The sequence below is a fragment of the Bradyrhizobium sp. CB3481 genome, assembly GCF_029714305.1.
Lineage (GTDB): Bacteria > Pseudomonadota > Alphaproteobacteria > Rhizobiales > Xanthobacteraceae > Bradyrhizobium.
In genome coordinates, this window is the sequence record NZ_CP121647.1 from 1662612 (window position 1) to 1687020 (window position 24409).

At 64.2% G+C, this 24409-nt stretch carries 19 protein-coding genes; 13 read left to right on the top strand and 6 right to left on the bottom strand.

Features of this window, described 5'->3' with window-relative positions:
• Nucleotides 1-78: 78 nt before the first annotated feature.
• The 7 genes from QA643_RS08030 (at nt 79) to recN (ending at nt 10124) form a co-directional block, all read left to right on the top strand.
• The gene (locus tag QA643_RS08030) at nt 79-1071 is read left to right on the top strand and encodes a D-alanine--D-alanine ligase (RefSeq protein WP_283032654.1); all 993 of its coding nucleotides are present in this window, start codon (nt 79-81) and stop codon (nt 1069-1071) included.
• A gap of 291 nt (nt 1072-1362) precedes the next feature.
• A complete protein-coding gene (locus tag QA643_RS08035) occupies nt 1363-2352 on the top strand; it encodes a cell division protein FtsQ/DivIB (RefSeq protein WP_283032655.1) in 990 nt (329 codons plus the stop codon).
• Nucleotides 2349-3668, top strand: a complete 1320-nt coding sequence (gene ftsA, locus QA643_RS08040; RefSeq protein WP_283032656.1) for a cell division protein FtsA — start codon at nt 2349-2351, stop codon at nt 3666-3668. The genes QA643_RS08035 and ftsA overlap by 4 nt, the downstream gene beginning before the upstream one ends.
• 90 nt (nt 3669-3758) lie before the next feature.
• Entirely contained in the window at nt 3759-5564 is a 1806-nt protein-coding gene (ftsZ, locus tag QA643_RS08045) for a cell division protein FtsZ (RefSeq protein WP_283032657.1), read from the top strand.
• A 352-nt stretch (nt 5565-5916) separates the two neighbouring features.
• Complete coding sequence (gene lpxC / locus QA643_RS08050) at nt 5917-6876, top strand: UDP-3-O-acyl-N-acetylglucosamine deacetylase (RefSeq protein WP_283032658.1); 960 nt, start codon at nt 5917-5919, stop codon at nt 6874-6876.
• A 308-nt stretch (nt 6877-7184) separates the two neighbouring features.
• A complete protein-coding gene (locus tag QA643_RS08055) occupies nt 7185-8093 on the top strand; it encodes an outer membrane protein assembly factor BamD (protein ID WP_283032659.1) in 909 nt (302 codons plus the stop codon).
• Nucleotides 8094-8450: 357 nt separating this feature from the next.
• Entirely contained in the window at nt 8451-10124 is a 1674-nt protein-coding gene (recN, locus tag QA643_RS08060) for a DNA repair protein RecN (protein WP_283032660.1), read from the top strand.
• A gap of 90 nt (nt 10125-10214) precedes the next feature.
• On the opposite strand, the gene QA643_RS08065 is transcribed toward recN, so the two are convergent.
• Nucleotides 10215-10502 (bottom strand): GIY-YIG nuclease family protein, encoded by a 288-nt coding sequence (locus QA643_RS08065; RefSeq protein WP_283032661.1) that lies wholly within the window; start codon nt 10500-10502, stop codon nt 10215-10217.
• A 122-nt stretch (nt 10503-10624) separates the two neighbouring features.
• Between QA643_RS08065 and ligA the strand changes: the two genes are divergently transcribed.
• Together ligA and QA643_RS08075 are read left to right on the top strand one after the other, a co-directional pair.
• On the top strand, nt 10625-12772 hold the full coding sequence (gene ligA, locus QA643_RS08070) for an NAD-dependent DNA ligase LigA (RefSeq protein WP_283032662.1): 2148 nt from the start codon (nt 10625-10627) through the stop codon (nt 12770-12772).
• 193 nt (nt 12773-12965) lie between these two features.
• The gene (locus QA643_RS08075) at nt 12966-13559 is read left to right on the top strand and encodes a DUF4291 domain-containing protein (protein ID WP_283032663.1); all 594 of its coding nucleotides are present in this window, start codon (nt 12966-12968) and stop codon (nt 13557-13559) included.
• A gap of 265 nt (nt 13560-13824) precedes the next feature.
• Here QA643_RS08075 and QA643_RS08080 read toward each other — a convergent pair whose 3' ends face one another.
• The 3 genes from QA643_RS08080 to QA643_RS08090 form a co-directional block, all read right to left on the bottom strand.
• The gene (locus QA643_RS08080; protein WP_283032664.1) at nt 13825-14436 is read right to left on the bottom strand and encodes a WG repeat-containing protein; all 612 of its coding nucleotides are present in this window, start codon (nt 14434-14436) and stop codon (nt 13825-13827) included.
• A 182-nt stretch (nt 14437-14618) separates the two neighbouring features.
• The gene (locus tag QA643_RS08085; RefSeq protein ID WP_283032665.1) at nt 14619-15899 is read right to left on the bottom strand and encodes a multidrug effflux MFS transporter; all 1281 of its coding nucleotides are present in this window, start codon (nt 15897-15899) and stop codon (nt 14619-14621) included.
• Between the two features lie 330 nt (nt 15900-16229).
• Entirely contained in the window at nt 16230-18065 is a 1836-nt protein-coding gene (locus QA643_RS08090; protein WP_283032666.1) for an aminopeptidase P family protein, read from the bottom strand.
• A 193-nt stretch (nt 18066-18258) separates the two neighbouring features.
• Between QA643_RS08090 and QA643_RS08095 the strand changes: the two genes are divergently transcribed.
• On the top strand, nt 18259-18438 hold the full coding sequence (locus QA643_RS08095) for a hypothetical protein (protein WP_283032667.1): 180 nt from the start codon (nt 18259-18261) through the stop codon (nt 18436-18438).
• A 1-nt stretch (nt 18439) separates the two neighbouring features.
• Here the strand turns inward: QA643_RS08095 and QA643_RS08100 are convergent, their stop codons facing one another.
• On the bottom strand, nt 18440-19330 hold the full coding sequence (locus QA643_RS08100) for a 50S ribosomal protein L11 methyltransferase (protein ID WP_283032668.1): 891 nt from the start codon (nt 19328-19330) through the stop codon (nt 18440-18442).
• Between the two features lie 202 nt (nt 19331-19532).
• Between QA643_RS08100 and QA643_RS08105 the strand changes: the two genes are divergently transcribed.
• Together QA643_RS08105 and QA643_RS08110 are read left to right on the top strand one after the other, a co-directional pair.
• Nucleotides 19533-19694: a Flp family type IVb pilin gene (locus QA643_RS08105; RefSeq protein ID WP_283032669.1), complete on the top strand. Its 162-nt coding sequence runs from the start codon at nt 19533-19535 to the stop codon at nt 19692-19694.
• 425 nt (nt 19695-20119) lie between these two features.
• Entirely contained in the window at nt 20120-20278 is a 159-nt protein-coding gene (locus QA643_RS08110; RefSeq protein WP_283032670.1) for a hypothetical protein, read from the top strand.
• Nucleotides 20279-20344: 66 nt separating this feature from the next.
• Here the strand turns inward: QA643_RS08110 and QA643_RS08115 are convergent, their stop codons facing one another.
• The gene (locus QA643_RS08115) at nt 20345-21946 is read right to left on the bottom strand and encodes an NAD(P)/FAD-dependent oxidoreductase (RefSeq protein ID WP_283032671.1); all 1602 of its coding nucleotides are present in this window, start codon (nt 21944-21946) and stop codon (nt 20345-20347) included.
• A gap of 181 nt (nt 21947-22127) precedes the next feature.
• Here QA643_RS08115 and QA643_RS08120 point away from each other — a divergent pair, with 181 nt between their 5' ends.
• Complete coding sequence (locus QA643_RS08120; RefSeq protein WP_283032672.1) at nt 22128-24389, top strand: fused MFS/spermidine synthase; 2262 nt, start codon at nt 22128-22130, stop codon at nt 24387-24389.
• Nucleotides 24390-24409 lie beyond the last annotated feature (20 nt).

The following is a 24409-nucleotide window of genomic DNA, read 5'->3' on the forward strand; positions in this document are numbered from 1 at the left end:
GATGTGCTATTGCACATCGGAGAACCTCGAGATTCCGGGTTCGCTTCGCGCCCCGGAATGACGGATAGGTAGAGGCTGATGCGAACGACCATTCTCTTCGGCGGCACCAATAAGGAGCGCCTGGTTTCGGTGGCAACCGCGCAGGCGCTGCATCGGGCCCTGCCGGAAGCCGATCTCTGGTTCTGGTCGGTCGCGGACATGGTCCACGAAGTCGGCTCGAAGCTGCTGCTCGAACACGCGCGTCCGTTCGAGGATGAATTCCAGCCGGGTAACCGCGGCATCGCGCTGGAGGCGGCGCTCGACAAGGCCAAGGCCGAGGATCGCGTGCTGGTACTGGGCCTGCATGGCGGCCGCGCTGAGAATGGCGAGTTGCAGGTAATGTGCGAACTGCGCGGGATTGCCTTTACCGGGTCCGGCTCGGCGTCGTCGAACCTCGCCTTCGACAAGATGGCGGCCAAGCGCTTTGCGGCGATTGCAGGTGTCGCAGCGCCCGCCGGCGTCGCCCTGGACGAACTCGATGCGGCATTTGCCGAATACGGCCGGCTGATCGCAAAGCCGGCGCGCGACGGTTCGAGCTATGGCCTGATCTTCGTCAATGCCAAGCAGGATCTCGTCGCGGTGCGCAACGCTGCGAAGACCGAGGAATATGTCATCGAGCCGTTCATCGCAGGCATCGAAGCCACCTGCGGCGTGCTGGAGCAATCGGACGGCACGTTGATGTCGCTGCCGCCGGTCGAGATCGTGCCCGGCGAGGGCACCTTCGATTACGCGGCGAAATATCTGCTCAAATCGACCCAGGAGATCTGCCCCGGGCGCTTTTCCCCTGAGATCACTGCGCAACTGAAGGATCAGGCGCTGCGGGCGCACCGGGCGCTGTCCTGCACCGGCTATTCCCGGACCGACTTCATCGTCTCGGCCAAGGGGCCGGTCTACCTGGAAACCAATACGCTGCCCGGCCTGACGGCGGCCTCGCTTTACCCCAAGGCGCTGAAGGCGCAGGGGATCGAGTTTCCGGACTTTCTGCGCGACCAGATCGCGCTCGCGGAACGGCGGGCCGGGAAGCGGGTCTGACCGGCTGCCCAGATCGTTAACCGGGGAAACCCGGCCCGGCCCCTAAAATTGTTTCAAAATCCTAACAGTTGGCCGGCAAATCCCTCAAAAGACGTATCAAATCTCACCGCTGGGGCGGCGGTTTTACACTTTGTTTACCAGTAAGTCCGAAGGTTAACGCTGGCGGCGCATGTGGCGCTTGGCTGGCGGGGTGTGCGTTTTCAGCACTTAGGTCCAGCCGAGCCGAGACGTCATCTGAGCCGGAACTCGCAAAAAATGCTTGCGGGAACAACACTTGGACAGGCTCGTGCGATGGATGGTGCAGGACGCTCCACGCGGTCGGTGAGATCGCAGGAGCCCCAGGCTGACCTGAAAGCCGCCGCTATTGGAGCGGCGGTGCTGCTGCGCGAGCGGATGGGCCGTCGGGCGCCCGTCCAGAAAAGACCCGTGATCGACCGCGAGCCGTCGAATCGGGTGGTCCGGCTGGTCGAACGCTATTTGCCGAATCGCCTCGGCGTCGCCCTGACCGTGCTGATGCTGCTTGGCAGCGCCGGGCTCGGCATCGTCAAGGGCGGTCATGTCGACGAATTCATGGTCGGGCTCGGCGATGCGCGCAACGCGCTGGCCAACTCCGCTGGCTTTCGCATCACCGAGGTCGCCATCAACGGCCGCAGGCAGCTGAGCCAGGACGAGGTGCTCGCGATCGGCGGCGTCAACGGCCGCTCCTCGCTGCTGTTTCTCGATGCCACCGTCCTGCGCGACAAGCTGAAGGCCAATTCCTGGATCGCGGACGCGACCATCCTGAAACTCTATCCGGGCCGGCTGCAGATCGACATCGTCGAGCGCACGGCGTTCGCGCTGTGGCAGCAGGACGGACGTCTTGCCGTGATCGCCGAGGATGGCGCCGTGCTGGAGCCCTTTGTGGCGCGCCGCTTCGTGTCGCTGCCGCTCGTGGTGGGGAAGGGCGCCGACGTCAAGGCGCGCGATTTCCTCGCGCTGCTCGACCGCTATCCGCAGGTTCGCGCCGTCACCAAGGCGGCGATCCTGGTCGGCGAACGGCGCTGGAATTTGCGCCTGAAGGACGGCCTCGATATCCGCCTGCCGGAGAATGACGTCGGCAACGCGCTGGCGGTGCTGAGCAAGCTCGACAAGGAGGACCGCCTGTTCTCGCGCGACATCACGGCCGTCGACATGCGCCTGCCGGACCGCCTGACGGTGCAGTTGTCGGAAGAAGCCGCCAAGGCGCGCGAGGAGCTGTTCAAGGACAAGAAGCCCAAGAAGAAGCCGGGTGATTCCGCATGACCGGCCTTGATCGCAACCAGACCCCGAAGACGCGGCCCGTCGACCACAAGCGCACGGCGATGGTGGCCTCGCTCGATATCGGCACCAGCAAGATCGCCTGCATGATCGCGCGGCTGAAACCGTCGCCGCCGAGCGAGGCGCTGCGCGGCCGCACCCATGCGGTGGAATTGATCGGCTACAGCCAGATCCAGTCGCGCGGCGTCAAGGCCGGCGCGGTGGTCGATCTCGCCGAATGCGAGCAGGCGGTGCGCCAGGCGGTCGCGCTGGCCGAGCGCATGGCCAAGGTCCGCGTCGAGTCGGTATTGCTGTCGGTTTCCGGCGGCCGGCTGCAGGGGCAGCTCGTCGAGGCCGCCGCCGATATCAGGGGCGGAGCTGTTACCGCCGACGATGTCACAAGGGTGACATCCACCGGCATGCGCCACGCCACCGGCGAGGGCCGCACGGTGCTGCATGCACTGCCGGTCGGCTACGCGCTCGACGGCGTCAAGGGCATTCGCGATCCCCGCGGCATGGTTGCGCGCCAGTTCGGTGTCGACATGCAGGTGGTGACGGCGGATGCGACCGTCGCCCGCAATCTGATGCTGGTGGTCGAACGTTGCCATCTCAACGTCGAGGCCATGGCGGCGAGTCCTTATGTCGCAGGCCTATCCGTATTGACCGACGACGAGGCCGATCTCGGCGCCGCCGTCGTCGAAATGGGGGCGGGGTCGACCACGATCGCGACCTATTCGGGTGGCCGCTTCGTGCATGCGAGCGGATTTGCGCTTGGCGGCCAGCACGTCACGATGGACCTTGCCCGTGGCGTCGGCGCGTGCATTGCTGATGCTGAGCGAATCAAGACGTTATATGGCACCGTGCTGACCGGCGGGTCCGACGCGCGCGAACTGATGTCTGTACCGGCCGCGGGCGAGGAACACGACGCCCCGCAGATCGTCTCGCGCGCTACGATTGCCAATATTGTCCGGCATCGCGCTGAGGAGATTTTTGAAATGGTCCGGGACCGGCTCGCGGATTCCCCCTTTGCGGCAGAGCCGAGGGCGCGGGTTGTGTTGAGCGGCGGGGCGTCCCAGCTCACCGGCACCGTGGAGCTCGCCACCCGTATTCTCAACCGGCCGGTCCGGATCGGCCGCCCGCTCGGCTTCGGCCGGCTGCCGAGCGAGGCCAAGAGCGCCTCGTTCGCAGTTCCCACCGGCCTCCTGGTCTATCCGCAATACGCTCATCTTGAACACGTCGAACCGCGGCATACGCGGCAACTCAAGACAGGGACAGACGGCTATTTTGGAAGGGTCGGACGATGGCTTCGCGAGGGCTTCTGATGACCATCCGTATCACCAAACGACATTCACCAAATCCCGCGGCCGCCGGCCCGGGCGAACCAACGCGCGCGTCGTAATCGAGAGGCAACCATGGCACTCAATCTGACACCCCCCGACATCAGCGAGCTGAAACCGCGGATTACCGTCTTCGGCGTCGGTGGCGCAGGCGGCAACGCCGTCAACAACATGATCACTGCCGGGTTGCAGGGCGTGGACTTCGTCGTCGCCAATACCGACGCGCAGGCGCTGACGATGTCGAAAGCGCAGCGCATCGTGCAGATGGGCACCCAGGTGACGCAGGGCCTCGGCGCGGGGTCCCAGCCTGATGTCGGCGCGGCGGCGGCGCAGGAAGTCCTCGACGAGCTTCGCGATCATCTCACCGGCGCCAACATGGTGTTCGTCACCGCCGGCATGGGCGGCGGCACCGGCACCGGCGCCGCGCCAGTGATCGCCAAGACCGCGCGCGACATGGGCATCCTCACCGTCGGCGTCGTCACCAAGCCGTTCCACTTCGAAGGCGCGCGCCGCATGCGCACCGCCGAGGCCGGCATCGCCGAGCTGCACAAGGTGGTCGACACGCTCTTGATCATCCCGAACCAGAACCTGTTCCGGGTCGCCAACGAAAAGACCACCTTCGCCGACGCCTTCGCGATGGCCGACCAGGTGCTCTATTCCGGCGTCGCCTGCATCACCGACCTGATGGTGAAGGAAGGCCTGATCAACCTCGACTTCGCCGACGTCCGCGCCGTGATGCGCGAGATGGGCAAGGCGATGATGGGCACCGGCGAGGCGACCGGCGAGAAGCGCGCGCTGACCGCGGCCGAAGCCGCCATCGCCAATCCGCTGATCGACGATTCGTCGATGAAGGGTGCGCGCGGCCTCCTGATCTCGATTACCGGCGGCAAGGACCTGACGCTGTTCGAGGTCGACGAAGCCGCCACGCGGATTCGCGAGGAAGTCGACCAGGACGCCAACATCATCGTCGGCGCCACCTTCGACGAATCGCTCGACGGCATCATCCGCGTCTCCGTCGTCGCCACCGGCATCGACCAGTCGCAGATCGCGCGCAACCAGGCTGCGCCGTCGGTTGCGACCCCGACCGCCACCACTGCTGCGCCCGCCGCAGCGCCGGATTCGCGCCTGGCCGAGCTGACCGCCCGCCTGCGCGCCGACAATGCGCGGCTGGCCGAACGCGTCCAGAAGCTCGATCCGGCACCGCAGGCCATCGCTCAGGCTCCCGCGCCCGCCGCTGCCGCCGCTCCGGCGCAGCGTTCGTCCCACAATGTCGAGCGTGCGGCGCTGGCCGCGATCGCCGCGGCCGTCGAGCCACCCGCGCCGGCGCCGATCCAGCCGGCGTCCTACGGCGACGTCACGGTGCGCCCGATCGCGCAGAAGCCGACCCTGTTCCCGGACAAGGACACGGCCCGCGTCGAGCCCGAGGCGCCACCGACCCCGGAAAACTTCATCCCGCAGGCGGCCGAACGTCCCCTCCGCGCACCGCGGATGCCGAAGTTCGAGGAACTCCCGATGCCGGCCCAGGCCGAGATCCGGCAGGCCCGCGGCGAGGCGGAAGAAGAGCACCCGCAAAAGTCCAAGCTGTCGCTGTTGCAGCGGCTGGCCAACGTCGGCCTCGGCCGCCGCGACGAAGAGCACGAGCCGCCGATCGCGGCCCGTGCCTCCGGTCCGGCGATGGCCCCGCTGCCGCCGCTACCTGAGCGCAAGCCGCAGCGGACCGTCGCGCAGCAGATGGCGAATCATGAGCCGGTATCGGAATACGCAAAACGTCCGGCGCCGCAGGGTCTGGACGTCCATGGGCGCCCGGCACCTGTTGCCCCAACGCCACAGGGCGACGACCATCTTGATATCCCGGCCTTCCTCCGGCGCCAGGCCAACTGAGGTTTTGTAACAATCAAGGCGAGCCAAGGGGCCTCGGCGGGATCCGCAGGGGCCCTTCTCTTTGGCGTCTTGGTCGGCTTCGGATCAGTGGTCAACCAACTGATTTTAAATGATTAATTATTCATTGCGTGATTGGGTGGCGGAGCGGAGAAGGCGCCCGGCCGCGGCCGAATTTGGTTAACGTCTGTCATCATTGCGGCAGAGATCGGGTAACAATCCGTAAACAAGCGTGAGTTGGCGCGCTTTGGGGCTGTGACTATGGTCTGCCGTGACTTGGGGATGCCTAGAACACGAATCGCCGCTTCCGCGCGGTTCCGGCCTCTAGGTGAAGTCGGGTAGTGGGCAGTTATCAATGAAATTCAGCCGGCAAACCACGCTTCGGTCGCACGCCACCGTAACAGGCGTCGGCGTTCATTCCGGTTTACCCGTCAGCCTGACCATCGGACCTGCACCTGTGAACGCAGGTCTTATTTTTGTCCGCACAGGGCTCGATGAGGCCGACCGCGAGGTTCCGGCCGTTGTAGCCTCCGTCACCGCCACCGATTTCCAAACCGTTCTCGGCGACCGCGAAGGCCCGCTGGTTTCCACTTCCGAGCACATCCTGGCCGCGCTGCGCGGCATGGGTGTTGATAACGCCATCATCGAAGTCGATGGTCCCGAAGTTCCGATCATGGACGGCAGCGCGGCAGCCTTCGTCGCCGCCATCGATCAGGCCGGCATCGTCACCCAGTCGGCTTCCCGCCGCTTCATTCAGATCCTCAAGCCGGTGCAGGTCGCGATGGGCGACAGCTTCGGCGAGCTGCGCCCGCATGCGGGCGGGTTCCGCGTCGAGGTCGAAATCGACTTCACCACGCCAGCGATTGGCCGCCAGAATTATTCGCTCGATCTCAACCCCGAAAGCTTCCGCCGTGAAGTTTCGCGCGCCCGCACCTTCGGCTTCATGAGCGATACCGCGCGTCTCTGGAGCGCGGGCTTCGCGCTCGGCGCCTCGTTCGAGAATTCGGTGGTCTTCGACGATGACCGCCTGCTGAACCCGGAAGGCCTGCGCTACAGCGACGAATGCGTCCGCCACAAGGTACTCGACGCCATCGGCGACCTCACACTGGCCGGCCTGCCGCTGCTTGGCGCCTACCGCTCGGTCCGCCCCGGCCACAAGCTGAACCACGCCGTGCTGACGGCACTGCTGGCTGATCGCAGCGCCTGGCGCGTGGTCGAGGCCGAACCGGCACGCCGCCCGCGCGGCTATGTCGAAGCTGGTGTTGGCATGGTGGGCAGCCTGATCGCCCCGGCTTTTGGCCCGGACGTCTCCTGACCTCCTTCTTTTGCAAAACAAATGAATTTTGAGCCGTTTTCGGCCGCTTGAACGCATTTTCCGTAATAACCACAATCGCTAACGCCGCCGTTCCGCCGCCTTAATCCGGGCGAATTGGCTGCGTATTCGGTTGGTTGAGGACCATTTTTCGGCTAGAGAAGCCTGCGGTTGCGCCACTCGGCACCACGGGCCTTGAAGAAGTGGGCACCAACGCATTGGGCACGGGGAATATGACGTCCATGACGACGGTTCACGGACGGGCGGGCTCAATCATCAGTCGCATCACGGGGCGTCAGGTCACAGATTCCATGTCGGCACAGCGTATGACGCTTGAACCACGCAATTCATTTCGGGCGTCCAGCTTCGTCCGCGCCGCCCGGTCGCTGCGGCTGGCTGCGGGCCTGATCGTGCTCGCGCTTCCCTTGAGCGGCTGCGGCACCGGCGCGCTCTGGGACAAGTTCACACAAAAGGACGACACCTTCGTCGAGGAACCCGCGGACAAGCTCTACAATGAGGGCTTGTACCTGATGAACCAGCGCAAGGATAACAAGGCGGCCTCGAAGAAGTTCGAGGAGGTCGACCGCCAGCATCCTTATTCGGACTGGGCGCGCAAATCGCTCCTGATGTCGGCCTATTCCTTCTACAACCAGGGCGACTATGACAGCTGCATCGGCGCGGCGACGCGTTACGTCACGCTGCATCCCGGCAGCCCGGACGCCGCCTACGCGCAGTACCTGATCGCCGCCTCGCACTACGACCAGATCCCGGACGTCTCCCGAGATCAGGGCCGCACCGAAAAGGCGATCGCGGCGCTGGAAGAGGTGATTCGCAAATACCCGACCTCGGAATACGCCAACTCCGCCAAGGCCAAGCTCGAGGGCGCGCGCGACCAGCTCGCCGGCAAGGAAATGGATGTCGGCCGCTACTACATGGAAAAGCGCGACTACACCGCCGCCATCAACCGCTTCAAGACCGTGGTGACGCGCTACCAGACCACGCGGCATGTCGAGGAAGCGCTGGCGCGGCTCACCGAGGCCTACATGTCGATCGGAATCGTCGGCGAGGCGCAGACGGCGGCCGCCGTTCTCGGCCACAACTTTCCTGACAGCCGTTGGTACAAGGACGCCTATAACCTCGTGAAGTCGGGCGGCCTTGAGCCTGCCGAGAACAAGGGGTCCTACATTTCCCGCGCCTTCAAGAAGCTGGGTCTCGGATAAGTCCTGCGGCGTCATTGCCGTCACCCCCTCATCCTGAGGAGCCCGCGGAGCGGGCGTCTCGAAGGATGCAGGCCACAGACTGGGCCTCATGGTTCGAGACGCGCGGAGCCTGTCATCGGGCGCGCATTCGCGCGACCCGTTGGCGCTCCTTACCATGAGGGTCTCATGACATAATCCGGGGCGGCGAATCTCTGCATTCGCCCAAGTGTTGCCGCGGTGCCCGTCAAGCGAATGTCACATCCGAAAGCTCCACGAACAGCTTGATATTTGCTAGTGATCCTCCGATTCTAACGTTTGCGAACGTGGCTCCCGGGTGGGGAGCGCTGTTAGAACCGGACCACTAGGAATTTACGTCGCATGCTGGCGCGTCTGTCGATCCGCGACATCGTCCTGATCGAGCGGCTCGATATCGAATTTTCCCGCGGCCTCGCGGTGCTGACCGGCGAAACCGGCGCGGGCAAATCCATCCTGCTGGATGCCTTCGCGCTGGCGCTTGGCGGCCGCGGCGACGCCGGCCTGGTTCGCCATGGCGCCGAGCAGGGCCAGGTGACGGCCACCTTCGACGTCCCCAAGGGCCACCCAGCGACCAAAATCCTTTCCGAGAACGGGCTCGACGATAGCGGCGAGATGATTCTCCGCCGCGTGCAGCTTGCCGACGGCCGCACCCGTGCCTTCATCAACGACCAGTCGGTCAGCGTGCAGACCTTGAAGGCCGTCGGTGCTGTCCTGGTCGAGATTCACGGCCAGCATGACGAGCGTGCGCTGGTCGATGCCTCGACGCACCGGCAACTGCTCGACGCCTTCGCCGGGCTGGAGAAGGAGGTAGCCGCGCTGGAGACGCTGTGGGACGCGCGGCGCACCGCCAACACCGCGCTCGAGGCGCATCGCGCCAGCATGGAGCGTGCCGCGCGCGAGGCGGATTATTTGCGCCATGCCGCCGATGAGCTGAAGACGCTGAAGCCGAAGGACGGCGAGGAGACGGCGCTGGCCGAGCGCCGCACCACCATGATGCAGGGCGAGAAAATCGCCAGCGACCTGCGCGAGGCGCAGGAGGCGGTCGGCGGCCCCCATTCGCCGGTGCCGGCGCTGGCCGCGGCCGTGCGCCGCCTGGAGCGCCGCGCGGCCAATTCGCCGGCGCTCGTCGAGCCCGCGGTCAAGGCGATCGATATCGCGATCAACGCGCTAGAAGAAGCCGACCAGCATCTCAGCGCCGCACTGGTGGCAGCCGATTTCGATCCGGCCGAGCTGGAGCGGATCGAGGAGCGGCTGTTCGCGCTGCGCGCCGCCTCACGCAAATATTCGACGCCGGTCGACGGTCTCGCGGCGCTTGCCGCCAAATTCGTTTCCGACGTCGCGCTGATCGATGCCGGCGCCGACCAGCTCAAGAAGCTGGAAGCCGCGGCGGCCGAGGCCGATCAGCGCTACGGCGCGGCCGCGGCGAAGCTCTCTGCGGCCCGCGGCAAATCCGCCGAAAAACTCAACAAGGCCGTCAATGCTGAGCTCGCGCCGCTCAAACTCGAGCGCGCCAAGTTCATGACGCAGATCGAGAGCGACGCTGCTGCGCCGGGCCCACAGGGCATCGACCGCATCGAGTTCTGGGTGCAGACCAACCCGGGCACCAAGCCCGGCCCCTTGATGAAGGTGGCCTCCGGCGGCGAGCTGTCGCGCTTCCTGCTGGCACTGAAGGTAGTGCTGGCCGACCGCGGCTCGGCGCCTACACTGGTGTTCGACGAAATCGATACCGGCGTCGGCGGCGCGGTGGCCGACGCAATCGGCTCGCGGCTTTCGCGGCTCGCCGGCCAGGTCCAGGTGATGGCGGTGACGCACGCGCCGCAGGTCGCCGCGCGCGCCGACCAGCATCTTTTGATTTCCAAGGACGCGCTCGACAAGGGCAAGCGCGTCGCCACCCGCGTCAACGCGCTCGCCGCCGACCACCGCCGCGAGGAAATCGCGAGGATGCTGGCGGGCGCCGAGATTACGGCCGAGGCGAGGGCGGCGGCGGAGCGATTATTGAAGGCGGCGACGGCTTAGAGGTTTCCGTCATTCCGGGGCGCGCGCAGCGCGAACCCGGAATCTCGAGATTCCGGGTTCGGTCCTACGGACCGCCCCGGAATGACGGAGTCAGTTACAGATCGAATCGTACAGGTCTTCCCATTTCGGATTGTCCTTCTCGATCAACTGAACCTTCCAACTCCGCTTCCACTTCTTCAGCTCTTTCTCACGGGTAATTGCAGAAATCGGATCGTCGTAGACTTCGAACCAAACAAGCTGTGTAATATTGTACTTGGAGGTGAAGCCGGGCACTGCTTTGGTTCGATGCTCGTAAACCCGGCGCACAATGTTATTGGTCACGCCCAGATAGATCGCTCCATCTCTCCTGCTAGCCAGTATGTAGACGTAGTAGCTCATGGTTATCGCCCTTCACCATTACAACCGGCGTCATTCCGGGGCGATGCGTAGCATCGAACCCGGAATCTCGAGATTCCGGGATCGCGCTTCGCGCGCCCCGGAATGACGGAATTAGTTCTAGCATGATAGCAAAATCGAAACCCAAAACCCCCACCGACGTCGCAAAACTCACCAAGGCGCAGGCCAAGGTCGAGCATAAGCGGCTGGCGCTGGAGTTGGAGTCGCACGACAAGCGCTATTACCAGGAAGACGCGCCAAGCGTCAGCGATGCCGAATACGACGCGCTGCGCCAGCGCTACAACGCGATCGAGGCGCGGTTTCCCGAATTCGTCACGTCGGACTCGCCGTCGCAGAAGGTGGGCGCCGCGCCGTCGGGGCGGTTCAAGAAAGTTCGCCACGCGCTGCCGATGCTGTCGCTCGACAATGCGTTCGCGGAACAGGACGTGCTCGATTTCGTCGGCCGCATCGAGCGCTTTCTCAAGCTCAGCGACGACAAGATCGATTTTTCCGCCGAGCCGAAGATCGACGGGCTCTCGATGTCGCTGCGCTACGAGGGCGGCGAGCTCGTTACCGCCGCGACCCGCGGCGATGGCGCGGAAGGCGAGGACGTCACCGCCAACATCCGCACGCTGGAGGACGTGCCGCAGAAACTGAAAGGCCGTAACGTGCCTGATATCTGCGAGGTGCGCGGCGAAGTCTATATGACCAAGCATGCATTCCTCGCGCTGAATGAACGCCAGAAGGCGGCGGGCGATACCATCTTTGCCAATCCGCGCAATTCGGCTGCAGGTTCGTTGCGTCAGAAGGACCCCACCATCACCGCCTCACGCCCGCTCGGCTTCTTCGCTTATTCGTGGGGGCAGATGAGTGCGATGCCGGAAGCGACGCAGACCGGCATGATCCACTGGTTCGAGCGCTGCGGCTTCAAGACCAATCCGCTGACAAAACTCTGTCACTCGGTCGAGCACTTGATCGCGTTCCATCACAAGATCGAGGAACAGCGCGGCGAGCTCGACTACGACATCGACGGCGTCGTCTACAAGATCGACCGGATCGACTGGCAGGAGCGGCTCGGCTTCGTCTCGCGCACGCCGCGCTGGGCGATCGCACACAAATTTCCGGCCGAGCGCGCCATGACCGTGCTGCGCGACATCGAGATCCAGGTCGGCCGCACCGGCTCGTTCACGCCGGTCGGCAAGCTGGAGCCGGTCGGCGTCGGCGGCGTCATCGTGCAGAACGTCACTCTGCACAATGAGGACTATATCAAGGGCATCGGCAACAAGGGCGAAGTGCTGCGCGAGGGCCGCGATATCAGGATCGGCGATACCGTCGTGATCCAGCGCGCCGGCGACGTGATCCCGCAGGTCGTCGATGTCGTGGCCGACAAGCGGCCGAAGGGCGCCAAGGAGTTTCACTTCCCGAAGAAGTGCCCGTGCCCGCTGCATAGCGACGTGGTGCGCGAGGAGACGGCGACCGGCGAGGAAGGCTCGCGCGCCCGCTGCACCGGCGAGTTCGCCTGTCCGTTCCAGAAGATCGAGCACTTAAAACTGTTCGTGTCGCGCCGCGCCTTCGATATTGACGGTCTCGGCGAGAAGCAGCTGCAGTATTTCTTCGACGAAGGCTGGGTGAAGGAGCCCGCCGACATTTTTACGCTGCAAAAGCGCAACGCCAGACTGAAGCTCGAAGAGATCGAAGGCTACGGTGAGACTTCGGTGCGCAATCTCTTCGCCTCGATCGAGAACCGCCGCAACATTGCGCTGGAGCGCTTCATCTATGCGCTCGGCATGCGCCATGTCGGCGAGACCACCGCGCTGGCGCTGGCGCGCGGCTATCACTCCTGGGACGCCTTCCACGATGCCTGCCTCAAGGTCGCCAAGGGTGACGAGGAGGCGATTGCCGAGATGGATGCGCTCGACCAGATCGGCGACACCGTGATCAAGAGCGTCGCTGCCTATTTCGGCGAAAGCCACAACCGCGGCATCGTCGAGCGGCTAACGGGGGAAGTCACGATCATCGATGCCGAAAAGCCCAAGAGCAATTCAGCCGTCGCCGGCAAGACCGTAGTGTTCACGGGATCGCTGGAGAAGATGACGCGCGATGAAGCCAAGGCCACCGCCGAACGGCTCGGGGCCAAGGCCGCCGGCTCGGTTTCGAAGAAGACCGACTATGTCGTCGCCGGTCCGGGCGCGGGATCCAAGCTGGCCGAGGCCAAGAAGCACAACGTGCCGGTGCTGACGGAGGACGAGTGGCTCAAGCTGATCGGGGAGTGAGTCGTGAGACGCACTCCCTTGTCGTCACCCGCCTTGTGCGCAATTGCGCACTGGGGCGGGTGACCCAGTATTCCAGAGACAGAAATGATAGACCGAGAAGCTGCGGCGTACTGGATCGCCCGCCTGCGCGGGCGATGACAGCGGAATATGGTGCTCTCTCCATCCTACAAGCTGAAAGATCGTGCTCAGACCAATGATCGACATTCCCGGACGACAGATTCGCGCCGTCTATAACGAGCACACAATCCGAGTGTATCAAGCCTACAGCGACGAGATCGCGGACGCAGCTCTCGCTCGCGGCACATTCACTTCGCCACCCTTCAAGATGGACCGGATGACTTGGATAAAGCCATCGTTCCTTTGGATGATGTATCGTGCCGGATGGGGCTACAAGGATGCCGGCCAGCGCCGGATTCTTGCGATCGACATCAGCTGTGAAGGGTTTCAATGGGCCCTTACACATAGCTGCCCCAGCCACCCCGATCCGTCGATGACTAAGGAAGAGTGGGACAAACTGAAGGCCGCCTCGCCGGTGCGGATCCAGTGGGACCCGGAGCGTGACCTGCATCTTCAGCCGCTGGCCCATCGCGCCATCCAGATCGGCATAAGCGGCGAGGCGGTCTCGCTCTATGTAAACCAGTGGATACGGAAGATCACCGACGTTACAGACGTAGCACACGCGATCTGCGATTTGGTGAAGCGCAATGAACTCGATCAGGCCCTGGCAAGCTTGCCGGTCGAACGTTCCTACGATTCAGTGGGAAGCCGTACTTCGCAGCCTTCGTAGCCCGGATGAGCGGAGCGATATCTTGGATTCACATGCGCACCTGCACACTCCCTTGTCGTCACCCGCGAAAGCGGGTGACCCAGTATTCCAGAGACAGAAATGATAGACCGAGAAGCCGCGGCGTACTGGATCGCCCGCCTGCGCGGGCGATGACAGCGGAGAGTGAGTAGGATGGGTAGAGCGCAGCGAAACCCATCAATTGCATTCCGTCCAATGAAGACGATGGGTTTCGCTGCGCTCTACCCATCCTACAATTCGCCAGCGCTCAGCCGTCAGTCGAATTCGAGCGGTTTGCCTTTCTCCTCGGCCGGAAGGGTGAGACGACGCGCCCTGTGCGGTCAATGCGTCCCCACTGTCCGCCCTCGTACCAGCCACGCTCGCCCTCAGTCGCCGTGCTGTCAGAGACATAGCTGCAAGCCGTGCAGACAACGGCAACGCCATCCTTGAATGGATAGGCTCCGTCATAGATCGCCGGGATCACGAGATTGAGCTTGCGGTCGATATATCCAATCTTGCCGCTGACCGGCGATCGCGCAAGACCGTCCTCAAAATAGTCCGGGCCGTTGTCCATTGTTTCAACCGGCACCGGGGCGACGCCACGTCGAACGTAATACCATTGGAATTTTCGTTTATCGGTCCCATTGAACAACATGACGGAAGCCAGGCCATCAGGGTCATATCGAAGCCGAGCCGAATAGGATCGCTTCAGGCGCGGACGCCCGTCGGGGCCGGTTGCCGCGCATTGCTTGAAAGTGCGTTCGGGCTCCCAGCAATCGAAGATCACTGGCGCTGGCGCGCTCTGATCTTTCGCCAAGACCGGCTTGGCCGATAGCACGAGCAGGATGCCGAGCGCGGCAATCTTGAGAAGATCAGGCATGATGCGCGCCTTCGTTGCAGCCGTCATTGCGAGCGCAGCGAAGCAATCCATTGCGGCGTAAGAAAGAAGTGGATTGATTTGCGTTGTGCGGCGAGGTGGATTGCTTCGCGGAGCCTGTCATCGGCCGCGCATTCGCGCGACCCGTTGGCTCGCAATGACGGGGCCGGCAATTTCGTGGTCCCTCACAACATCCCCGACTCTTCCTCCTCCGCCTTCTTCACCAGTTCCTCGCTGACCACGACGGTTCGCCGCGGCACGATGAAGAACATCACCGAGATGCAGGCGATCGACAGCGCGAAGATGGCCGCCGTCAGCGGCAGTGTGGTGGTGGAGTGGCCGCCGAGATAGGCGCCGAATTGCGAGACCAGCGCGCCGAGGCCCTGCTGCAAAAAGCCCATCGTGCCCGAGGCGGTACCAGCAGCCTCAGGGCGGGCGCTGATGGCGCCGGCGGCGGCGTTGTTCATGACAAAGGCGTTGGCGATCATCACGATCATCTGGGTACCGAACAGCCATGATGGTGCCTGGTTGGTGCCGGTGATGCTGAAGACAAGGTTGAGCAGGGCGCCGGCGAATTGCAGCGCCAGCCCGAACCAGATCAGCCGCTCCAGTGACAGGCGCGGCGCGAAGCGGACGCAGAACACATTGCCGATCAGATAGGCGAATCCGGTGGTCGCAAACCACGCGCCATATTCGGCCGTGGTCCGGCCCATCTGCGTCACCACGATGTAGGGGCCGCCGCCGGCGAACATGAAAATGATCTGCGATGCCAGCACTTGGCACAGCACATAGCCGATGAAGGCACGGTCGCGGATCAGGATGCCGACGTCGCCGCGGAAGCTGCTGCTCTGGCTGCGTTCGCGGCGCGTCTCTGGCAGCGCAAGCGCGATCAGCACGGCGACGCTGAGCGAACCCGCCGTGATGAAATAGAAGATCGCACGCCAGCCGAACGCGGTCTCCAAGAGGCCGCCGACCAGCGCGCTGAGCATCTGCGCGATCATCATGACCGCGATGACGAGGCTGATCATCGAGCTGATGCGGTCGCGGTGATAGAGGTCGCGGATGATGGCGCGGCTTACCACCATGCCAGTGGCGCCGCCCAGCGCCTGCAGGAAACGGGCGGCGATCAGCTGCGGCAGCGTCTGCGCCAGCGAGCAGCCGATGCTGGCCGCCACCATCAGCGCAAGGCCTCCGAGCAGCACCGGCCGCCGGCCGAACTTGTCCGACAGCGGGCCCATGATGAGCTGCGAGCAGGCGATGCCGACCATGTAGAGCGACACCGTCATCTGCGCGACCGAGATGTCGCCGCCGAACGTCGTCGCCAGCACGGGCAGCGCCGGCACCAGCATGTACAACGAGATCGGCGCGACGCCGGTCATCGCGACCAGCATCAGCAGCATGATTTTCGATGTCGCGACGCCATGATTATTCGTCGCGCCGGGCGGCTTGCCCACGACGCCGTGCATTCAGTTCCGACCCTGGTTTGCTTGGACCGGACTTTTAACCAGATGGCTCAGCGCGAACAGGGATGTTTTGGCATGCGGCCATGCCGATTTGGGTGGGCGGGTGCGAGGCTGGGCCGCCGGCTTCTACTGTGCATGGGGTTGTTTTCGCGATTTTGTGTCCGGCACCGCGCGTAGCCGGCGGGCCGGCGAATTTCGTCACGTGCAACAAATCCTCCTGTCATCATCCGCGAAGGCGGATGATCCAGTATTCCAGAGGCGTTAGTGATTGAACCGCTAGGCCGCGGCGTACTGGGTCCCCGCCTGCGCGGGGGACGACAGTCGCGAATGTGACTAAAGCGGCAGCAGTGCTGCCGTCGCTTCGTCCAGCCACAGTCTGGTGGCGTTGTCGTTGAGGTGCGGACGCACCGCGCGGTTGACGCGCTCGTGGTAGTCGTTGAGCCATTTCAGCTCGGTGGCACTCAGCATGTTGACGTCGATCAGGCGGCGGTCGATCGGCGCGAGCGTCAGCGTCTCGAACGCATTCACGGGTTTCTCGGCCCCCGGCACATCGGCGCCGATGACGAGCTCGAGATTCTCGATCCGGATGCCATAGGCGTCGGTCTTGTAGTAGCCGGGCTCGTTGGAGAGGATCATGCCGCGCTTCAGCGGCGTGGTGCCGAGTTTGGAAATCCGCGCCGGGCCTTCATGCACGGAGAGATAGCTGCCGACGCCGTGGCCGGTGCCGTGCTCGAAGTCGAGGCCGGCCTGCCACAGGAACTGGCGGGCGAAGGAGTCGAGCTGCGCGCCGGTGGTGCCGTCGGGAAACACCGCGCGGGCAATTGCGATGTGCCCGCGCAGCACGCGGGTGAAGCGGTCGCGCATCTCCTCGGTGGAGGTGCCGATCGCGATCGTGCGGGTGACGTCGGTGGTGCCGTCTTCGTACTGCGCGCCGGAATCGATCAGCAGGAGATCGCCGGGTACGATGCGCCGGTTGCTCTTGCGGGTGACGCGGTAATGCACGATGGCGCCGTTCGGGCCGGTGCCGGCGATGGTGGGAAACGAAACATCCTTCAGCGCGCAGGTCTGGCGGCGGAAGGTTTCGAGCGCCTCGACGGTGTCGATCTCGGTCAGCGCGCCGGACGGCGCCTCGCGGTCGATCCAGGCAAGAAAGCGCGTCAGCGCCACCGCGTCGCGCTGATGCGCGGTCCGCGTGCCCTCGATCTCGGTGATGTTCTTCACCGCCTTGAGCAGGCTCACCGGATCGTTGCCGCGCACCGGCTTGCCGCCGGCGCCGGCGATCAGGCGGCTCAGCGCGTCGGCGGCGGTGGCGCTGTCGAGCGCGATCGCGGCGCCGCTGCGCGAAAGCTCCGTCAGATCGGGTACCAGCGCGTCGGGATCGCACACATCGGCTGACTGTTCGAGATGGTCGCGCGTCAGGTTCGATAGCTTGCGGTGGTCGATGAAGATGGTCGGGCGGCCATCTTTCGGCACCAGCGCATAGGACAAAGGCAGCGGCGTGTGCGAGACGTCGGCGCCGCGGATGTTGAACGCCCAGGCCACCGCGTGGCTGTCCGAGAGCACCAGCGCGTCGACGCCGAGCTTGTGAATCTCCAGCCGGATGCGTTTGAGTTTTTCGGCTTCGAGCTCGCCGGAAAACTGCGCGCCATGAAGCGAGACCGGGCCGAGCGGCGGGGCCGGGCGCTCGTGCCACACCGAATCCAGCGGGTTGCTTTCTACAGCAATCAGCTCCGCCCCCGCTTTGGTGCAAGCCGCGGCCAGCCGCTCGGCTGCCGCTGATGTGTGCAGCCACGGGTCGAAACCGAGGCGGTCGCCGGCGACCAAGTGCTTGGCAAGCCAGTGTTCCGGGGGCGGATCGGCCAGCGGCTCGATGTGCCAGGCCTTGCGGTCGACCTGCTTGGCGGCCTGCAGCGTATAGCGGCCATCGACGAAAACGGCGGCCTCGCGCGTCAGCACGATCGCCAGGCCAGCGGAGCCGGTGAAGCCGGTGAGCCAGGCCAGCCGCTCTTCGGAGGCCGCGACATACTCGTTTTGCTGCTGATCGGCGCGGGGAATCACAAATCCCGTCAGCTTCCGCCGTGCCAGCTCCTCGCGGAAGGCGGCCAGCCGCGCCGCGAGCGCCACGCCGCCTTCGGGTTCTTCGAATGTTTGGAAGTGGGCTTCGAACATTGCCTGTTCACTCTAAAGTCGGGTGGGGCGCCCCGCAACGCGGGCGGAGATCGCCACAATTTGGCATAATCTGTGCTTGAATATATCCGTCCGCGTCAGTCGGACGAACGATTTTGCGTAACTGCGGGCCGTTCGGCTCAAGAGTATTCGGGAGGCCTGAGGAGTGTTCAACTCAACGAAGAGGGGATACACCATGCCTGCTTTCACGTTTGAGAAGATTTCCCCATCGGGCGAGCGCGCCCCGGTCACCCCGGTCGCCAACAAAAAGCAGCGCGGCGTCATCATTCAGATGCTGGATCGGTTCGCCGAGGCGCGCGTCAAGAAGTCGAAGGAAGAACAGCGCCCGTCAACCCGCAACTCACCCTCCGACTAGCTCAGTTCACCCTTCGCAGCAAAAGGCTGCTCCAGCCTTCGATACGAAGGTGGCGGAGCGGCACCAGCCCGCGGGCGCGATAGGCGGCGACCACCGCGGGCGCCTGATGGGTCAACAGGCCCGAGAGGATGACCATCGCCGACGGCGCCAGATGCCGCGCCATCGGCGCCGCGAGCTGGCGCAGCGGATTGGCCAGAATATTCGCCAGCACGAGATCGAACGGCGCGGCAGCGGCGAACTGCGGCGCGGCAAAGCCGGTGGCGCGGATTGCCTGCACCAGATGCCCCGCCACGTTCAGCCGGGCGTTGTCGCGGGCGACTTGCACCGACGGCGGATCTATGTCGCTCGCCAGCACCTTCTCGTGCAGCGCCTTGGCGGCGGCGATCGCCAGCACGCCCGTGCCGGTGCCGAGATCGAGCACGCGGCGCGGGCGCCAGGCCTTCAGGACATGATCGAGCAGCAGCAGGCAGCCGCGGGTGGTGCCGTGGTGACCGGTTCCGAACGCCAGCGCCGCCTCGATTTCGATACCGACCTTGTTGGGCGGGATCCGCGGGCGGTCGTGCTGGCCGTGAACCACGAAGCGGCCGGCCGGCACGGGGACGAGATCTTCGAGGCTGGCCTTGACCCAATCCTTGGCCTCGACGGTGTCGAAGACGATGCCTTCAGCGGCTTCCTGGCCTGCGGTATTGGCAACGATTTCGCGAACCAGCGGCTGATCGGGTGGGTCGGCGAAATGCACCGTCACGTCCCATCGGCCATCGGGCCGTTCGAACGCGGCAATCGCGGCCTGCCCTTCAAAAAAAATCTCGGTCAGGGCATCGACAACGCCCTTGGCTGTCTGTTCGTCACCGATCGCAAAACTGACACGGTATGTAGGGGCGGTGAAAGTCATTGAGGAACCTGAAGAAAAAAGGGGCAGGGACGACGACAGGCAGCGGCACTTCGTTCAACTTTGAGCAAATTTCACATCGCAATATCCGGAAAAGTTGGGTTCCGCCCGTTAGCACAACCTTAGATTCATATCCGTAGGTTCCCGGACAGGAACTGCAGGGGAACCTGGGTTCCGAAAACACAAACCTAGGTCGGAACCAGCCATGTCGATCATTAAGTCATTTTTCAAGGACGAGTCGGGAGCCACGGCCATTGAGTATGGCCTGATTGCAGCGGGCATCGCGATTGCGATCATCACCGCCGTGAACGGCCTCGGCAGCAAGCTCAGCACGAACTTCGATACCATCAGCACCTCGCTGAAGTAATTGCCCTTTTGGAGCCATTTTGGGGCCGGGCGCGAAGGCGTCCGGCCTCATTGTTTTTGACCGCGAACATCCCCATCGGCAGCCTTCCACAGGCTGTCAGCATATCGTCAACCAGCTATCCGCCGCGGCATACCGAAGTTTTCCACAGTCGCTCAGGCAAGTTTTGGACGGCTCATCCACAGGGTTATCCCGCCTCCCTCCACCGGCTCTACCCACGTTGTTCGCGGCCCATCACAAGGGATGAACCGGTACGACCGCGTAACGTGATTAATGTCCGGTTTATGCCACCCGCTTGTACACCCGCGATTCACCGCGCCCACAAATGGTTCCCGTCCGGCCGGCCAGAAGGAACCGGGCCTTTAGGCCGTCGCGCCTATGGAAATCGCGCGCTGCAAAGCCGCAGCGAAAACACAGGGGGAATTCACGTGAAGAAAATTACTGCAGTCATTGCCATGATGTGCGCGATCAGCGCGTACGCCAGCTATCCGTCGGCCACTACATCCATGTCCGCCGGTCTGTCGCCGCTGGCGATATCGATGCAGGAATCGCGTTCGCTTGCGATCGAAGCCTACGACGCCGTTTGATTTGACAATTTGATCGCAAGGCGCGGCGCCGATACCCGGCGTCGCGCCTTGGCCGTTTTCGCTGTCTTATCTGAACAGCGCGCGGTGATCGCTGAGGATCGTCCGCGCGGCGTTGTGACCGGGGGCGCCGGTGACGCCGCCGCCGGGATGGGCGCCCGAGCCGCAATGGTAGAGGCCCTTCAGCGGCCCGCGATAATCGGCGTGGCCCAGCATCGGCCGCGCCGAGAACAATTGGTTGAGCGTCAGCGCTCCGTGAAAAATGTCGCCACCGAGCAGGCCGAACTGCCGTTCGAGGTCGAGCGGCGACAGCACCTGGCGGCCGATCACGCTGGCCGCAAAGCCCGGCGCGAATTTGTCGACGGTCGCGACCATGAGATCGGCGACCTCCTCGCGGTGATCGTCCCATGACTTTCCGTCCGGCAATTCCGGCGCGACATGCTGGCAGAACAGGCTCGCGACATGGCGGCCTTCCGGCGCAAGGGAATTGTCCAGCGTCGAGGGAATCAGCACCTCCACCACGGGCTCGCGGCTCCAGCCGTGCTGACGCGCATCCTGCCAGGCGCGGTCCATGTAGGTAAGGCTCGGCGCCAGAATGACGCCGGCGGTGAGATGGTCGCCGTCACCAGGCAATGCGGTGAAGGAGGGCAGGGCGTCGAGCGCAACATTCATCCGGAAAGTGCCGGAGCCATTACGCCATCGCGTGATGCGTTCAAGGAACTCCGGTGCCAGCGCGCCCGAGGGTACCAGCCGTGTATAGAGCAGTTTCGGATTGACGCCGGAGACGACATATTTCGCGCGAATGGAGCTGCCGTTGTCGAGGATGACGCCTGCGGCGCGCCCGCCCTCGACGATCACCTCGCGCACGCCGGCTTCGGTTTCGATCTCGGCCCCAGCCCCTCGCGCCGCGCGCGCCATCGCCTGCGTGATCGCGCCCATGCCGCCGATCGCGTGGCCCCAAACGCCTTTCTTGCCGTTCACCTCGCCGAAGGCATGGTGCAGCATCACGTAAGCCGAGCCTGCGGCGTAGGGGCTGGCGTAATTGCCGACGATGGCATCGAAGCCGAACAGCGCCTTCACCAAATCGTTCTCGAACCGCTCGTCCAGCATCTCGCCGGCCGAACGCGTAAACAGGTCGAGCAGGCTGCGCTGCTGCTCCAGCGAAAGTTTTCGCAGGATGCTTGCACTGCCAAGCGCATTGAAGGCTTCGCGGATCGCGCCAACCCCGAACCCTTCGACGATGTTCGGCGGTGCGCGCAGCACGAACTGCCGCAACACGTCGGCAATGCCTTCCAGTTCGCGCGAGAACGCATCGATCGTGACGGCATCGCACGGGCTAAGCTTCTCGACGGATGCCCTGGTGCGGCCCTCGCCGGTGAGGAGATAACTGCCGTCGGGCGCCGGCAGAAAATTCTGCGCGCGGCGCTCGACGATGCGCAGGCCGTGCTCGGCGAGCTTGAGATCGGCAATGATCTGCGGGTTGAGCAGGCTGACCGTATAGGCAGCCACCGAATTGCGGAAACCGGGATGGAATTCCTCCGTCACCGCGGCGCCGCCGACCGCTTTGCGGCGCTCGACAACTTTCACGCGCAGGCCGGCCATCGCGAGATAGGCCGCGCAGGTGAGGCCGTTATGCCCCGCACCGATGATGACGATTTCGGTTTCGCTCATGTCCGCTTCAAGAAGGTTTGATTAGAGGGGCCGTCGTTCCGGTTCGACGCCTCGCGTCGTCCCGGAACGGCCTTCCTTATCCCGCATTGCCCGTCATGTCGCCATATGTTCCAATCCGTCTCTCCGGCATAAATCTGCCGGAATCCTGCCGGCTCCCTGCCGGGTCCAAGCCGGAGCTTTCATGACTTCTGAGCCGTCTGCCTCGCGAAACCGGCTGGTGCTGGTCGTTTACACCGCCGCGATTTTCGTCAGCGCGCTGCTGTTGTTCTCGGTGCAGCCTCTGTTCACCAAGATGGTGCTGCCGCGGCTCGGCGGCTCGCCGGCGGTGTGGTCGGTGGCGATGGTGTTCTTCCAGTCGCTGCTGCTCGGCGGCTATGCCTATGCGCATTTCCTGATGCAGGCGCGCAACCGCACAATTCCCGTGGCGGTCCATCTGATACTGCTGGTCTGTGCGATGCTGACGTTGCCGCTCTCAATCTCGAGCGGGTGGGGCGATCCGCCGACTTCGGGCTATGCGTTCTGGCTACTTGGCCTGTTTTCGGTGTCGATCGGGCTGCCGTTCTTCGCGCTCGCCGCCAACAATCCGCTGCTGCAGGCCTGGTTCGTCCGCACCGGCCATCCCAATGGACCCGACCCGTACTTTCTTTATGCTTCCTCGAATATCGGCAGTTTCCTGGCGCTGTTGTCCTATCCGGTGCTGCTGGAACCGATGTTCACGCTACGCACGCAGAACCTGATCTGGACCGGCGGCTATGGCCTGCTGATTGTCCTGATCGCTTGCTGCGGCGTGCTGCTGCTGCGCTCGCCGGCGAAGGCGGCGGAGTTGAACATGCCGGCCGACGATAGCAGCGCGCCGGCGCCGTCATGGCTTCTGCGCGCCCGCTGGATCTTCCTTGCCGCGGTGCCGTCGGGACTGTTGATCGCGGTCACCGCGCATATTTCGACCGACGTCGCTGCCGCGCCCTTGCTGTGGGTGCTGCCGCTGTCGCTGTATCTGTTGACCTGGGTGCTGGTGTTCCAGTCGCGGCCGCTATTGCCGCACAAATGGATGCTGCTGGCGCAGCCGCTGGCGATCGCCGGCGTCGTGGTGCTGCTCGCGGTCGGCGGTGAGCAGAATTTGCTGCTGACGCTCGGCGGCCATCAGCTCTGTTTCTTCGTCATCGCGATGGCCTGCCATGGCGAATTGGCGCGAACCCGTCCGGCGGCGAAATATCTTACCGGCTTCTATGTCGCGCTGTCGTTCGGCGGCATGGTCGGTGGTCTCTTCGCCGGACTGATTGCGCCGTTCACCTTCTCCTGGGTCGCCGAATATCCGATCCTGCTGACGCTCGCGGCACTCTGCCGCCCCGCCGGCAACGAGCGGCTGCCGCGTTGGAGCCGATGGTACTGGCCGTTCCTTGCCGCGCTGGCGGTGGCGTTGATCGTGCCGACCTATACCACCGGCAAAGTGTTCATCTGGCTCGATACCAACCGGGTCTGGGTGATCGGCGCGGTCGGCGTGCTCTCGGCGCTGCTGGCGCTGGCGCTCAACGCCAGCCGCTGGAAGATCTTTGCGACCGTCGCCGTCGCGCTGGTGCTGCTGCGCGCTTACCCTGCCGATGAAGGGCGGGTCGAGACGGTGCGCAGCTTCTTCGGCGTCCACAAGATCGTCGTGACGCCGAACGGTCAGTATCACGTGCTGATGCATGGCACCACGATCCACGGCGCCGAGAAATTCAAGAACGACGACGGCACGCCGGTCAAGGGCCAGCCCGAGCCGATCACGTACTACCACAAGGACGGCGGCATCGGTCAGGCGATCACGGCCGTTCGCGAGCGCAAGGGCGCGCCCTTACGGGTGGCCGTGATCGGCCTCGGCGCCGGCACGCTGACCTGCGCTGCCGAGCCCGGCGAGGACTGGAAGTTCTTCGAGATCGACCAGACCATGGTCGATACCGCGCGCGATCCGAAATTCTTCACCTATGTCCAGGTCTGCGAGCCGAACCTTGAACCCGTCATCGGCGATGCGCGGTTGACCTTCGCGCGCGAGCCCGACGGGGTCTACGATCTGATCATCGTCGACGCCTACTCGTCGGACGCGATCCCGATTCATCTCGCGACCGAAGAGGCGATGGAGATCTACAAGTCCAAGCTGGCGCCGCAGGGCGCTGTCGTGATGCACGTCTCAAACCGGCATCTCGAATTATCGAGCGTCGTCGTCGGCATCGCCGACGCTAACGACATGAAAAGCTGGGTCTACAGCGAGGATTCCAACCGCGACAGCGAATACATCTTCTCGACCTCGGTGGTGGTCTCAGCACGGGAAGAGACCGATGTCGGCAAGCTGGCGTCGTCGGACCAGTGGGCGCTGACCGAGGCCGAAGACAACCAGCGGGTCTGGACCGATGATTATTCCAACGTGCTCGGCGCGGTATGGCGGCGGCTCAGGCGCGGCGAGGAATAGATGGGCTGCGGGTCCGGGTT

Bases quoted from the DNA above. Each gene is read 5' to 3' on its own strand.
- QA643_RS08030 (WP_283032654.1), top strand. From the start codon at position 79: ATGCGAACGACCATTCTCTTCGGCGGCACCAATAAGGAGCGCCTGGTT.
- QA643_RS08035 (WP_283032655.1), top strand. From the start codon at position 1,363: ATGGATGGTGCAGGACGCTCCACGCGGTCGGTGAGATCGCAGGAGCCC.
- ftsA (WP_283032656.1), top strand. From the start codon at position 2,349: ATGACCGGCCTTGATCGCAACCAGACCCCGAAGACGCGGCCCGTCGAC.
- ftsZ (WP_283032657.1), top strand. From the start codon at position 3,759: ATGGCACTCAATCTGACACCCCCCGACATCAGCGAGCTGAAACCGCGG.
- lpxC (WP_283032658.1), top strand. From the start codon at position 5,917: ATGAAATTCAGCCGGCAAACCACGCTTCGGTCGCACGCCACCGTAACA.
- QA643_RS08055 (WP_283032659.1), top strand. From the start codon at position 7,185: ATGTCGGCACAGCGTATGACGCTTGAACCACGCAATTCATTTCGGGCG.
- recN (WP_283032660.1), top strand. From the start codon at position 8,451: ATGCTGGCGCGTCTGTCGATCCGCGACATCGTCCTGATCGAGCGGCTC.
- QA643_RS08065 (WP_283032661.1), bottom strand. From the start codon at position 10,502: ATGAGCTACTACGTCTACATACTGGCTAGCAGGAGAGATGGAGCGATC.
- ligA (WP_283032662.1), top strand. From the start codon at position 10,625: ATGATAGCAAAATCGAAACCCAAAACCCCCACCGACGTCGCAAAACTC.
- QA643_RS08075 (WP_283032663.1), top strand. From the start codon at position 12,966: ATGATCGACATTCCCGGACGACAGATTCGCGCCGTCTATAACGAGCAC.
- QA643_RS08080 (WP_283032664.1), bottom strand. From the start codon at position 14,436: ATGCCTGATCTTCTCAAGATTGCCGCGCTCGGCATCCTGCTCGTGCTA.
- QA643_RS08085 (WP_283032665.1), bottom strand. From the start codon at position 15,899: ATGCACGGCGTCGTGGGCAAGCCGCCCGGCGCGACGAATAATCATGGC.
- QA643_RS08090 (WP_283032666.1), bottom strand. From the start codon at position 18,065: ATGTTCGAAGCCCACTTCCAAACATTCGAAGAACCCGAAGGCGGCGTG.
- QA643_RS08095 (WP_283032667.1), top strand. From the start codon at position 18,259: ATGCCTGCTTTCACGTTTGAGAAGATTTCCCCATCGGGCGAGCGCGCC.
- QA643_RS08100 (WP_283032668.1), bottom strand. From the start codon at position 19,330: ATGACTTTCACCGCCCCTACATACCGTGTCAGTTTTGCGATCGGTGAC.
- QA643_RS08105 (WP_283032669.1), top strand. From the start codon at position 19,533: ATGTCGATCATTAAGTCATTTTTCAAGGACGAGTCGGGAGCCACGGCC.
- QA643_RS08115 (WP_283032671.1), bottom strand. From the start codon at position 21,946: ATGAGCGAAACCGAAATCGTCATCATCGGTGCGGGGCATAACGGCCTC.
- QA643_RS08120 (WP_283032672.1), top strand. From the start codon at position 22,128: ATGACTTCTGAGCCGTCTGCCTCGCGAAACCGGCTGGTGCTGGTCGTT.